12 protein-coding genes are annotated in these 12,745 nt (G+C 27.1%); 2 read left to right on the top strand and 10 right to left on the bottom strand.

The window, feature by feature from the left end; translation table 11 throughout:
* Positions 1-297: 297 nt before the first annotated feature.
* Positions 298-1,857, bottom strand: a complete 1,560-nt coding sequence (locus tag Q0K19_RS00835) for a bifunctional UDP-sugar hydrolase/5'-nucleotidase (RefSeq protein WP_297244744.1) — start codon at positions 1,855-1,857, stop codon at positions 298-300.
* A gap of 204 nt (positions 1,858-2,061) precedes the next feature.
* On the opposite strand from Q0K19_RS00835, the gene Q0K19_RS00840 reads away from it, so the two are divergent.
* Positions 2,062-2,934, top strand: a complete 873-nt coding sequence (locus Q0K19_RS00840; RefSeq protein WP_367172099.1) for an integrase core domain-containing protein — start codon at positions 2,062-2,064, stop codon at positions 2,932-2,934.
* Between the two features lie 97 nt (positions 2,935-3,031).
* On the opposite strand, the gene Q0K19_RS00845 is transcribed toward Q0K19_RS00840, so the two are convergent.
* The 6 genes from Q0K19_RS00845 to Q0K19_RS00870 all read right to left on the bottom strand — a co-directional run bounded on the left by Q0K19_RS00845 (position 3,032) and on the right by Q0K19_RS00870 (position 8,266).
* Entirely contained in the window at positions 3,032-4,234 is a 1,203-nt protein-coding gene (locus Q0K19_RS00845) for an ABC transporter substrate-binding protein (protein WP_297244748.1), read from the bottom strand.
* 30 nt (positions 4,235-4,264) lie between these two features.
* Positions 4,265-5,074 (bottom strand): ABC transporter permease, encoded by an 810-nt coding sequence (locus Q0K19_RS00850; RefSeq protein ID WP_297244751.1) that lies wholly within the window; start codon positions 5,072-5,074, stop codon positions 4,265-4,267.
* Between the two features lie 12 nt (positions 5,075-5,086).
* Positions 5,087-5,905, bottom strand: a complete 819-nt coding sequence (locus Q0K19_RS00855) for an ABC transporter permease (protein ID WP_297244754.1) — start codon at positions 5,903-5,905, stop codon at positions 5,087-5,089.
* Positions 5,902-6,960 carry an ABC transporter ATP-binding protein gene (locus tag Q0K19_RS00860; RefSeq protein WP_297244756.1) on the bottom strand — a complete coding sequence of 353 codons (1,059 nt, stop codon included), beginning with the start codon at positions 6,958-6,960 and terminating at the stop codon, positions 5,902-5,904. Before Q0K19_RS00860 ends, Q0K19_RS00855 begins: the two co-directional genes overlap by 4 nt.
* Positions 6,961-7,298: 338 nt before the next feature.
* Positions 7,299-7,715, bottom strand: a complete 417-nt coding sequence (locus Q0K19_RS00865; protein WP_297244757.1) for a hypothetical protein — start codon at positions 7,713-7,715, stop codon at positions 7,299-7,301.
* Between the two features lie 176 nt (positions 7,716-7,891).
* A complete protein-coding gene (locus Q0K19_RS00870; RefSeq protein WP_297244758.1) occupies positions 7,892-8,266 on the bottom strand; it encodes a hypothetical protein in 375 nt (124 codons plus the stop codon).
* A gap of 401 nt (positions 8,267-8,667) precedes the next feature.
* Here Q0K19_RS00870 and Q0K19_RS00875 point away from each other — a divergent pair, with 401 nt between their 5' ends.
* Entirely contained in the window at positions 8,668-9,555 is an 888-nt protein-coding gene (locus Q0K19_RS00875) for a glycosyltransferase (RefSeq protein ID WP_297244760.1), read from the top strand.
* Positions 9,556-9,558: 3 nt separating this feature from the next.
* Here Q0K19_RS00875 and Q0K19_RS00880 read toward each other — a convergent pair whose 3' ends face one another.
* Genes Q0K19_RS00880 through Q0K19_RS00890 form a run of 3 tightly spaced genes read right to left on the bottom strand, consistent with a single transcriptional unit; the run spans position 9,559 to position 12,545 of the window.
* On the bottom strand, positions 9,559-10,623 hold the full coding sequence (locus tag Q0K19_RS00880) for a hypothetical protein (protein ID WP_297244761.1): 1,065 nt from the start codon (positions 10,621-10,623) through the stop codon (positions 9,559-9,561).
* A 31-nt stretch (positions 10,624-10,654) separates the two neighbouring features.
* The gene (locus Q0K19_RS00885) at positions 10,655-11,335 is read right to left on the bottom strand and encodes a hypothetical protein (protein ID WP_297244762.1); all 681 of its coding nucleotides are present in this window, start codon (positions 11,333-11,335) and stop codon (positions 10,655-10,657) included.
* Positions 11,328-12,545, bottom strand: coding sequence for an FtsX-like permease family protein (locus Q0K19_RS00890; RefSeq protein ID WP_297244763.1), 1,218 nt, complete (start codon positions 12,543-12,545; stop codon positions 11,328-11,330). The genes Q0K19_RS00885 and Q0K19_RS00890 overlap by 8 nt, the downstream gene beginning before the upstream one ends.
* Positions 12,546-12,745 lie beyond the last annotated feature (200 nt).

The raw sequence follows: 12,745 nt of genomic DNA on the forward strand, positions 1-12,745 counted from the left end.
ATTTTTAAATTTTATTACAATCCCCGCCCTTTTTCCTTATTATCATAATCAGTTATTTTCACTTTTTATTTCTATTTTACAAACACAAAAATAACATGCCCCACCCTAGTCTTTTTTAAATTTATGAACTATATTAGCACGCGTTTAAATAAAAATTATATTAGAAATTATTCTATAATATAATTTATTTAAGTTTTAAAATCTAATCACCGCGTGTCAGTTAATTTTTTAGAAAGTTATTCTATATAAAGAAGAGCCTAGTTTAATAAAACCAGACTCTTATTTATGTTCTAATTATTATTCAAATATAACTCTTGGATTTTGATCGATATAATCAGCAGGTATATTATTAAATTCTTTAATCTTTGATATTAAAGCATCTCTTATATCATTTCCTGTATGAACAACATTTTTTCCCTTTCTTCCTATAGGATTGTTATCTGCATCAACATATCCGTCACCGCCATCAAATACAAAATCTGATAAAATAACACTATAATCTTTAGCTTCGCTTATATCCTCTCCATTCAATTTAGCTGATATTAACTCTCCATTTGCTGTGTATTTTACTTCCATACCTTTAGAATATTGCAAGAATCCTCCATTTCCTCTCTTTTGACCTGAAAGTTTTATCATATCAAGTACATCTTTTCCATTCAATGAAACTATAATAACTTCATTATCAAAAGGAGCAAATTCATTCTGTATATTTCCTAAAGTAATATCGCCTGATTTTAATACAGATCTTAAATTTCCAGAATTAATCATTACAATATCAACATTTTCATAAGAATCTTTTACCAAATCACATGCAAAATTTCCTATAGGCATAGAATTGGATCTTATTCCATCATGAGCTAAATCCATAGGTAAACTTCCTACTCTAACATTAAATTCTTTATCTACTGTACCTTTCATCTCATCAATAAATGCAAGCATATCCTTATCCTGCTCTATTGTCTGATCCATAGCTACTAATTTATAATCTAAATTATTTTTATCTGCTACACCATTATTAACATTAAAATTAACATGTCCTAAATAATGTCCATAAGAACCAGCCTGAACTATAGGAGTACCATTAACAACTTCTGCTTTATCTAATACAGTATGACTATGTCCGCCTATTATTATATCAAATGTATTAGGTATAGCTTCAGCAATTTTTTTGTCGCCTTCATAACCTACATGGCTAAGTAATATTGTAACATCATTAGTAGTATTAAGCGGAGTTTGTTTTAGAAAATCTTTTAATGATTTAATTTCTTCTTCAAATATTAAATCTACAATGTTTTTAGGGCTATAAACTGAATCTGTTGTTGTTACACCAATAATTGCAACATTAAGTCCATTAACATTTGTAACTATATATGGAGTAGCATAATAACTATTATCTGATTTATTTTTTATATTTAAAGAAAGTGTAGGAAATTTTCTCTCTTTCATTATCTCTGTAAAATTACTAAGTCCAAAATCTACAAAGTGATTTCCAACAGCAGCAGCATCAACACCAATCATATTCATAATATCAACTTCATCTCTTCCCTGAAATACTGTAGAATAAATACTTCCAGTAATAGTATCTCCAGCATGAAGAATTAATACATTATTATTAGTGGCTTTTACCTGTTTTATATATGAAGCTCTTCTAGCAGCTCCATACATATAATTGGTTTCCGGAGGATTTACATCTTTATTAACAACTCTCTCCTCCTCATCTTTTCCATGCGTATCATTCATATGTATTATAGTTAAATTACCTGTATTTCCTGTTTTCTTTGCAGTTGAATTAGAACATGAGTATGAAAACAAAAGAATTAAAGATAATAACAAAATAACATGCAATCTTTTAAACATTTGCATTCTCCTTAAAATATTGTTTTTAAATTATATATCTATTATTCTCTTTTTCAAGATAATTTAATAAATAATAATGTTTAAGAGCCACAGATATTGCACACTTTTAGTTTAAAAAAAGTAGGTATCCCTTATAATTTAAATTGCTAGAAATAAACAAAAAGGAATACCTATGCAACAATATAATACAGAACAGAAAAAAAGATAGTATTAATTATTAATAAAGTAAAAAATAAAAAAGCACAGGCTTTAAAATTTAATATTAGTATTAGAACTTATTATTATTGGAAGAAGAAATTAGAAGAAAAAGGCATAATAGAAAATAAGAGCAGAAAACCTAAAAATAGTCCTAATAAAGTTAAAAATAAAAAGATTATTAACAAAGTAATAGAAATATGTAAGAAATATAAATATGGTAAAGTAAAAATAAAGAAATTATTAGAAAAAGAAAATATTAAAATAGGTACTACAGCTATTGAAACAATCTTAAAAGAACATCATTTGTATAATAAGAAAAAGAAGAAAATTAGAAAAAAACATAGAGGAAAGCATGCTGTTTATATAAAAGAAGCAGGCGAAAAGGTTCAAATAGATACAAAGTATGCTTTTTTTGGTGAAATACGCTATTATCAGCTAACAGCTGTTGATTTAGCTACAAGAATAAGTTTTAGATATTTGTATAATGAAAAAACTCCAGATAGCACTATTGATTTTATGGAACGTTTGATAGAATATTTTCCTTTTAGAGTTCATTGCATTCAAACAGACAATGGCACTGAGTTTACTTATCGTAAGCATTTATTTGAAACAGAACATCCGTTAGACAAGTTTTGTAATAATAAACATATTAAAAGAGTTTATAGCCCAGTCGCTAGTCCTTGGTATAATGGTGTTGTAGAAAGTACACATAACCGAGACCAAAAAGAATTCTATGATTATTGTACACAAGAATTAACTTTAGAAAAAGCTAATCAAAAATTAAAAAGATATAATAATTTTTGGAATCATAAACGAATACATTCAGCTTTAAATTATGATACACCTATGTTATACTTTAAAAAACTAAGGAATACTTAATGCAATATGTCTGGCTCCTGTGCATTTAATAAATAATAAAGCCTAGTATGTAAAAAACATACTAGGCTTTTAGTATAATATTACAAATACTATTTTATTAGTTTTCTCTTTTTTTCATCTTTTTCAATACTATAATAACAACACAAAGTAAAACTATAACACCTAAAGCAACAGGTATTACCCAGCCTTTATATGTATTGTCATTAGAAAGTATTTCATTCCATAAATCTTCCATTAAGATATTAGTTTCATCGGGTAAAGTTATATAAACTTCACAATTATCTAAAGTTTCCTGATCAGGATATATTATTCTATTATTTCTAGTTTCATCACTCATTATAGCGATAGCTCCATCATTTGGAGAAGCATAATTTATAAACTCTATATTAGCTAAAGCTATTTCAGGTTCAGATAAGAAATTAATATACATCTCTCCTAATTCAGGAGAACCTGAAGAAGCAGGTATACATATAGAATCTACAAATAAATTAGCACCTTTTTTAGGAATAACGAAATTCAAATCAGGATTATTGTCTATCATAGTTAAAGAGTCGCCGGCATAATAAACGCCTATAGCAGCCTCTCCAGCTTCCATCTTATCATACATCTCATCCATTACATAAGACTGTACCAAAGGTTTTTGAGTTTTTAAAAGTTTAGCACATTCTCTAAGTTCTGACTCATTAGTAGTGTTTAAAGAATATCCTAAATATGCCTGAGCTATTCCAAAAGCATCTCTAGGGTTATAGTACATAAGTATCTGACCTTGATATTTTTTATCAAAAAGTATTTTCCAATCTATCATATCTTCACTTTCACTTACTAAACTCTTATTATAAATTATTCCTGTTACTCCCCAAGTATAAGCTAAAGAATATTCACCTGTAGGATCAAAAGGTAAATTTTTAAATCTCTTAGCTATATTTGTATGAGCAGGTATATTTTTAAAATTCAATTTTCTTACTAAATTTTCTCTTATAAGTCTTTCTATCATATAATCAGAAGGAATTATAACATCATACTGAATACCGCCGACTTTTAACTTTACATACATCTCTTCATTAGAAGCAAAAGTTGAATAGTTAACCTTTACTCCTGTAAGTTCTTCAAATAATTTGTTTACATCTAATGATCCGTCTGAACCATCTGATATATATTCGCCCCAGTTATAAACATTAACTGATAAATTTTGTCCTTTGTATTTATGATAATAGTTAGTATCAAATCTGTTTAGATTAACAGTTTGTGCATTTGCTACTATAGCAATTAACATAAAAACTGCAAAAAGTTTCTTTTTCATTTTTTAATCTCCTTATAAATAATTTTTTTATTAATGTTTATTTATTTTTCTTTTTAACTGCATCAAATATTTTTCTTTTTTAATTTCTTTTAAATTCATAACAACAAGACTCACAAGCACAACTATAAAGATAACAGTAGATATAGCATTAATTTCTGGACTTACTCTCTTTCTAGTCATAGAATATATAGTGATAGGTAAAGTCTGAGAAGTAATACCAGTAGTAAAATAGCTCACAACAAAATCATCTAATGAATAAGTCAATGCCATTAGAAAACCTGCAAGTATTCCTGGAAGTATATCCGGTATAACAACTTTCCAAAAAGCCATTGAAGGAGTGCATCCTAAATCTAATGCTGCCTCATATAAACTATTATCCTGCTGTCTTAATTTCGGAAGCACATTTAATATAACATAAGGTACATTGAAAGTTATATGTGCTAAAATCAAAGTAGTAAATCCGAATTTAAGTTTCATTATAACGAATAAAAGCATTAAAGATATACCTGTTACTATTTCAGGATTGATTATAGATACATAAGTAATACCCATAACAGCACTTTTCATTTTTTTATTGAAACTATTTATCCCAATAGCAGCCATGGTACCAAGTATAGTAGCAAATATAGAAGATACTGCTGCAACTATTATTGTATTAAAAAAAGAATGAAGTATCAAATCATTAGAAAATAATTCTTTGTACCAATTTAAAGTAAAACCAGTAAATACTCCTCTTCCTCTTGCTTTATTAAAAGAGAAAAAAATTAGTATTGCTATAGGAGCATATAAAAATAAAAATATAAAAGCAATATAACTTCTTGATAATATTTTCTTTATCATAACAGCATATCCTTATAAAAACATACCCTTAACATCTTCATCTTCATCATCTATCTGCTGCATAAGCATAATAGCACATAAAGATATTACTATTAACACCAAACTTATAGCCGAACCCAAATTAGGATTATAAGACATACCTAAAAACTGCATCTCTATCAAATCGCCTATAAGTATATTAGAGGCTCCTCCAAGCATACGCGAAATTACAAATGTACTTACAGCAGCCACAAATACCATTGTAACTCCTGCAGCCATTCCCGGTAAACTCAATGGAAATATTACCTTGCTGAATACATTGAAAGAATCAGCACCTAAATCCTGAGAAGCCTCTATCAAACTTTGATGTATTTTAGTCATAACAGAGTAAAGCGGAAGTATCATAAAAGGAAGATAATTATAAACCATTCCTATTAATACAGCTGCCTGAGTATTTATAAGTTTTACAGGTGAAAGCCCCATAAACATAAGCATTTTATTTATAAGACCGTTATTTTCTAATATAGTCATCCAAGCATAAGTTCTAAGAAGAAAATTCATCCACATAGGAAGCATTACAAGCATTATTAAAGCATGCTGAACTGTTTTCTCCTGTCTTGATATATAATATGATAAAGGATAAGCAAGTATCAAACATATCAAAGTAGCAACAAAAGCAAGTATTACAGAACGAACTATAACAGGTGTAAATCCTGTAACATTTGCAAAGTTATTTAGAGTGAAATCTCCTCTTTGATTGGTAAAAGCAAAATATATAACTAAAAAAAGCGGTACTAATACAAAAACTAATGTCCAAATTAAATAAGGTATTGCTGGTATTTTTGTTTTCATATTATCACCTCTTCTACAGTTTTTTTCATAATATGTATATTTTCTTTGGCAATATCTATTCCTATTTCAGTACCTGCTTCCCATTTTTCTGTAGAATGTATTATCCATTTGTATCCATGTGCATCAAGTACCATCTCGAAATGCACACCTTTAAATATAGCAGATTCAACTAATCCAGATATATTGGCATTTTCAGCAGGCACAACTATTATATCTTCAGGACGTATAACAACATCAACTTTCTCTAGCTTTTCAAATCCTTTATCCACACAGTCGAATATATAACCTGCAAACTCTACAACATAATCATCATGCATAATGCCGTCTATAATATTACTTTCGCCTATAAAGTCAGCTATAAATGCATTCTTAGGTTCATTGTATATATCTTCAGGAGTGCCTATCTGAAGTATTTCACCGTCCTTCATTACTGCTACAGTATCGCTCATAGTTAATGCTTCCTCTTGGTCATGAGTAACATAAACAAAAGTAATTTCTAATGACTGCTGAATTTTCTTCAATTCTATTTGCATTTCTTTTCTAAGCTTTAAATCCAATGCTCCTAAAGGCTCATCAAGAAGCAGCACTCTAGGTTTATTGATTAATGCCCTCGCAATAGCTACTCTCTGCTGCTGTCCTCCTGAAAGTCTAGCAATATTTCTGTTTCCGTAATTTTCTAAGTTAACCATTTTAAGCATTTGATGAACTCTATCTTTAATCTCTGATTTAGGAACTTTTTTAAGATTAAGCCCGAATGCAATATTTTCAAAAACATTTAAATGCGGAAATAATGCATATCTTTGAAATACAGTATTTACTTCTCTTTTATAAGCCGGAGTATCATTAATAACTTTTCCGTCAAAAAGCACTTCTCCGGAATCAGGCTTTATGAAACCTGCTATAGTTCTAAGTATAGTTGTTTTACCGCAGCCTGACGGTCCTAAAAGAGTTAAAAATTCTTTATCTTTGATATCAAGATTAAGATTTTCTAGTATAGAATTTTCATCATAAGAAACATTGATATTTTTTAAAGACACGATAATATTATCGCTCATAATTAAGCCCCCTATGCGTATATTTGCAATAGCCTCCGTAAAATTACGTATATACATCTTAACGTATAAAACGCAGTTTACTCGTCGCTTACCCGCATAGGGTTTTTTTCGTTCTAGCTAATTATAATTAATAATAAGCCTTTCTTAGTCAACAGATACACCTGCAAAGAATATCCATTACTCGAGCTATTGCATAATTAATTTTTAATGGGTTTCAATATAATACAAATATAAATAATGTCAATAGTATATGAAATATTTTTATAATTTTTTTATATAAATATTTTTCAATGCAAACAAAAGGGGCTTTTTTAAGCCCCCCTTCTTTTGTTTTTATATTATTGTTGCTTCTTATTAAGAGTTAGAAGAGATGCACCTCCTGAGATTACATCTACTGTACTACCATCATTACTAAAATTGAATTCAAAGGATCCATCTTGAAATTTATATTTTGTATCTGAATATTTATCAATTTGACTAGAAGTAAAATTTTTCTTATCAGAAGTAATTTCTGGAATAGTACTTTTAATTTCTAAAGAACCGCCTCCATTAGAATCAACTATAAGAATCATAGTTATTGACTGATTAGGATCATTAGGATTAGCTTCAGTACCTTCATAAGTATAAGCATATTTTGCATCTATACCTGTACCTATAGGCTTTTCTTCTGTTGCTCCTGTTGTATCTTTGTTGCTGCAGCTTATCACTAAAAAGCTTGATACTAATAAACTAAATAAAAATAATTTTTTAATCATATTTTCTCCTTTTTTTAATATTCTATAATACTATACATTATTACAAATTAATCAATATTAATTTATTATAAAAAATAATAGTGTCAATAGTATATGAAATATTTTTATATAAATATTTTTAATGCAAATAAAAAAGAGCCTTATTTCAAAAGCCCTTTATTTTTATAGTTTATTTCTCACTGTTTTGTAAGTGTACCTAATAATTGCTTACCATTATCATAATATACTATTATTAAACCTAATGATGTACTTTCAAATTGCAATTCAAAACCGCTTGTTCCTTGTGAAGCACTATATTTGCCATTACCTAGACTTATTATGTTTTTTGCTTCAACTTTTACTTGACCGTTCCAATTTAAATCAAAAGAACCATCACTATTTATATAAATTTCAGCTTTTGATCCATCTGAAAGATTTCCTGCATATCTATTGCCTCTGTACTCTTTTTCTATGCCTTCATCTGAACCCGTCAAATCTTTCATGCTGCAGCTTACAGAAAATAGGCTTAAAGTTAATAAAATAAATAAAAGTTTAAAAATGTTTCTTTTCATAGATCCCTCCTAAAGCCTTTGATTATAAATATATTTTTTACTATGTCAATATAAAGTTTTCATAATATTATTCCTTAAGAAAATTAATCAAAATACATGCTATTTTTATATTCATTATAGTTATATAAGTAAGATTGTTAAAATAATTTTTTATATTTTTATCGTTGACTTATATTTTATCTATGTTATATTAATTATATGAAAAATGCAGAAAATTTTTTTAATTTAAACATATTGACAGCAATCAGCAATCAGCAATCAGCAATCAGCAATCAGCAATCAGCAATCAGCAATCAGCAATCAGCAATCAGCAATAAATAAATCATTATACAAAAAATTAGCTAATATAAAAATATATTTTCTTTTGACATTGCAATATATTTTAATAGAGGTATAAAGCAATGAAAAAGAAACTTGCCATTGTTTTATGCGGTACTTCTAATATGACATTTGCTATTGCTTCTGCGGTTATAAATTTCCAAAAAACCTATAAAGGTTCTGATTATGAATTTATTGTTTTCACAGATGGAAAATTTAAAGAAAAAGATAAAGAATTAATAAATAATATACATAAAACTATATTTATAGACTATGACTTTCCATTAAAAGATAAATTAAATAATAAAACTGCAGGTACTAAACATTTTACATATATGGTATTTGCAAAATTTGAATGCTTAAAATTATTAAATGAATATGAAACTGTAATATATACTGATTATGATGTGTATATTACTGGCAATATATCCGAATTAGAAAATAAATCCGAATCTGGTATTAAGGCTTTGATAAGTGAAGGGGCTATAACCAATAATTTAATTAATAAAATAGATGAATATAATATGAAAGGCGACAGTATGATAACTGGTCTTATAGTATTACAAGATCATCTAAAAAATTACAATGAAATATATGATTTCTGCTATGATGCAACTCTGAAATACTTTGATAATTTATATTTTCCAGAACAGGTTGCATTCAGTTTAATGCTTCAGGAATTTGATATTAAACCAGAGAAATTAGACATTAATAAATATTATCTGCTTCCTAATAATTATCCGAATTTTCCTGATGCTAAAATACTTCATTCTTACGGATTTCATAAGTTTTGGAACGGAATAAAAGATGATTCTTTAAAATTATGGAATGAAAATTATAATGAATGGATAAATATGGGCGGAAGCAGATATAAAAATACAAATAAACTATTTTATAAATTAATGCTAAAGATATCTTGGCTCATACCAAAAAGAGAATGGAGAGATAATTTCAGACTTAAGTTTATGTAAATATTAATAATTATATTCTAAACTTACTTCAAATGCCTGCCCTAAAATTTCATTGCTCTTGAAAGGAGTATAATAATTAAAAGTAAAACTAAAATTATTATAATTGATAAGAAGTTTAGCATTTAAATCCATTTTATAATTAGGCGAATGAGAAAAATAAGTTATTATATTAAATAAATTATTAAGGAAAGATAAATAAAGCCCTACAGAATAAAATGAATGACTATCCTCATAAAAATATTCTACATAAGGACTAAGTATAAAATCATAATTATAAATAAAAGTATAATTAATACCTAATAAACTTTTTATATCATTAAGGCTTTTTCCTATATTATTGCTGCTTAAAATATTATAAGTAACATTTCCATAAACTTTAAAGCCTATATCAAATATATATGAAGCCTCAAAACCAAGCATTAAATTATTTTGTTTTTGTAAGTCATAAGTATATTTAGTTATTCCCATTAAACCCAAATGAGATGAAGAATATTTCAAATAATACCAAGAAGTATAATACTGTGGTTCTTTTAATAAATCTATTGATTTAGTGTCCGTAATAAAACCTATTGAATGAGTAATATTTCCCTGATAAAAATTAAGCTCGGTATTATATAAAGCCTCATAATCATTATAAAGTACACTTTCACCTACAAACATATACTGTCTGTTAAAACCTTCTCCGAAATGGAATTTTCTCTTTCCTATATAAAAGCCCAAGATTTCATTTATATAATTAAATTGTATTTCATCGAATGTAAAAGACAAATATGCCTTATTATCATTCTGTTTTATAAGATTGCCGTTATCATAAATAAGTTCTCTATTGTCTTTTGTGTATATTCTAATTGCAGGCTTGAATGAAAAATAAAAATTATTGTTAAGATATTCAAAGCCTAAATAAAAATAAGTATCATTACTTAATATTGAATTTGGTATATATTCGCTTTCTTTTAAATCTATATAATTAAAACTATTTTTTATACCGAATTTAGGTGTTATATCGGCGAATGCTATAGAGGATACAGCAAATATAAAAAAGGTTAAATATATTTTTATACGATGCATTTATTACCAAATATTTTTGATTATTATTTAATCATTTAAATAAACTAAAAAGCATTTTCATGTTCTCGCTTCTAAAATAGGAACTTGATGAACTTGAAGGCTCTGTCTTTGATATATTACACACTGTACTTGTATTTGTATTAATAATCAAATTATAAAATTCCATATCATTGAAATAATTATCTTTTATTTTGTATATACCTCTTTTCAATGCCTTTCCGCTATTATCAAAAAAATCTATACTATATCCGCCTGCGATTTTTTTGAGTGTAGCTTTAGCATAAGTAACGCTTCTGTTTTTCTTTACTAAATTTACTTCTTCATCACTCACAACTTTGTCAAGTTTATAATCATCTGTAAAGTTTATAGACATTAAATCATTCATGTTTGCTGCCCCTGTTACAACATAGCTTCCTGAAATTTTTAAAGGGGAAACCTGATTCTTTGACTGTACAAAATATCCCTGATTATTAGCAAGAAAAAGAGTATTATTATTTTTTAAATACATCAATTTATAATCTTTTCCAACTATCATATCAAAATTATTAACTTTCTTTTTGCCGTCTTTTATATCTGTGAAAGTGCCGGACATTTTATAGTTTTTTCCATCTCTATTATAAATTTTAACGAAATCATCAAATATATTCTGACTGTACAAATTAAAAGATAAAATGCTTATTATAAATAAAATTTTCACTATTTTTTTACACATACTTTATCACCTCTATTATAGGCATTCTAATAACCTTTATTATTGGATAAATACCTGCTAATATTGATACAGATAATACCCATGCAAATATTAAAACAGTATCTTTAAATGTTAGTAATAAACTTAAAGGATAACCATCTGTAGCACCGGGGAATTTCATTATAAAGTTTGAAGCATTAAGTATACCTGAAGCACCATAAGAAATAATTATTGAAATAACAGAACTTAACACTGCCATTATAATGATTTCCAAAAATAAAAGTAAAGTTACATTTTTTATATTTATTCCCAATGCTCGCATAGTACCAAATTCATTCAAACGCTCTAAAAAATTTGTTGTAAGCATTTGCATAACTGAAACGAATACTAATATGCTTAATATAAATAAAGCTGTTAAATAATTATTAGTATTCATATCAATAACTGAAAGTAAAAATGCATTCAAATCTTTCCAATCTTTAGCTTCATAATTTAAATTGTTTTCATTAAAATATTTATTAAGATCATTTTTTATTTCAGTAGCCTTTTTATAATCTTTTAAATATACCAACAAATTATGAGCATTACCATATTCAAGTCCAAATACTTCATACATAGCATTAAGAGGACAGTAAAGAGTAATAGCATCAGAAGCACTATTATTTAAAGACATTGAACCTACCGCCATTAAAGAGCCTAGATTTATACCCTCACCGAAATCTGTCATCAAATTTAAATAAGGTGTATCATCATAATTAATATTAAAAAACTCGCCCAAATCTTTGCCCAAAACCATAGTATCAATATCATCATCAAATATAGGAGTACCTGCTTTTAATGAAACTGATGACATTATTTTTGATGATTTCTCATAGGCATAACCTGAAAAGAATTTACTTTTACTTTCATTACCAACAAGTCCGCTTATATCAAGTTTTTTCTGATAATCATTAACTTCATTTATAGTGTCAAGTTTTTTATAAATAACTTCAAAATCATTACTATTAAGCATATTGATTTTTTCGCTTTTTGTATCCCAATAAGATTTATCAGCTATTACAACAGATCCACCGCTTGTATTAACGCTTATAATAATACCTTCTTTGGTGAAGTTATTATATCCGCTTATCATCATAAGAGATACGAAAGACACTATAATAAGTATCATATTTAAAATTGTTCTGGTTTTATTATACCAAAGATTATCGAATGCTAATTTTATTATATTCATTTATCTGTCCATTGTAGTTATTAATAAAATTTTATTATTGTTCTTTTTCCCGCCGCAAAAAGAACCAAAAAGTGCAAGTGAAAAATACTTTTAAATAATATTAATTATATTTTAAAGGTAAGATAAATTATGCATTTTAAGTTAAAAATATAGCCTTTTTGCTTCTTTGTGGCAATACCACAGGCACTTCCTACGGTCGC

The organism is uncultured Brachyspira sp. (assembly GCF_944393015.1).
Taxonomy (GTDB): Bacteria; Spirochaetota; Brachyspiria; order Brachyspirales; family Brachyspiraceae; genus Brachyspira.

Excerpts from the sequence above, each read along its gene's own strand:
- Q0K19_RS00860 (WP_297244756.1), bottom strand. The coding sequence starts at position 6,960 with ATGAGCGATAATATTATCGTGTCTTTAAAAAATATCAATGTTTCTTAT.
- Q0K19_RS00870 (WP_297244758.1), bottom strand. The coding sequence starts at position 8,266 with ATGAAAAGAAACATTTTTAAACTTTTATTTATTTTATTAACTTTAAGC.
- Q0K19_RS00890 (WP_297244763.1), bottom strand. The coding sequence starts at position 12,545 with ATGAATATAATAAAATTAGCATTCGATAATCTTTGGTATAATAAAACC.
- Q0K19_RS00880 (WP_297244761.1), bottom strand. The coding sequence starts at position 10,623 with ATGCATCGTATAAAAATATATTTAACCTTTTTTATATTTGCTGTATCC.
- Q0K19_RS00835 (WP_297244744.1), bottom strand. The coding sequence starts at position 1,857 with ATGTTTAAAAGATTGCATGTTATTTTGTTATTATCTTTAATTCTTTTG.
- Q0K19_RS00855 (WP_297244754.1), bottom strand. The coding sequence starts at position 5,905 with ATGAAAACAAAAATACCAGCAATACCTTATTTAATTTGGACATTAGTT.
- Q0K19_RS00850 (WP_297244751.1), bottom strand. The coding sequence starts at position 5,074 with ATGATAAAGAAAATATTATCAAGAAGTTATATTGCTTTTATATTTTTA.
- Q0K19_RS00865 (WP_297244757.1), bottom strand. The coding sequence starts at position 7,715 with ATGATTAAAAAATTATTTTTATTTAGTTTATTAGTATCAAGCTTTTTA.
- Q0K19_RS00885 (WP_297244762.1), bottom strand. The coding sequence starts at position 11,335 with ATGTGTAAAAAAATAGTGAAAATTTTATTTATAATAAGCATTTTATCT.
- Q0K19_RS00875 (WP_297244760.1), top strand. The coding sequence starts at position 8,668 with ATGAAAAAGAAACTTGCCATTGTTTTATGCGGTACTTCTAATATGACA.
- Q0K19_RS00845 (WP_297244748.1), bottom strand. The coding sequence starts at position 4,234 with ATGAAAAAGAAACTTTTTGCAGTTTTTATGTTAATTGCTATAGTAGCA.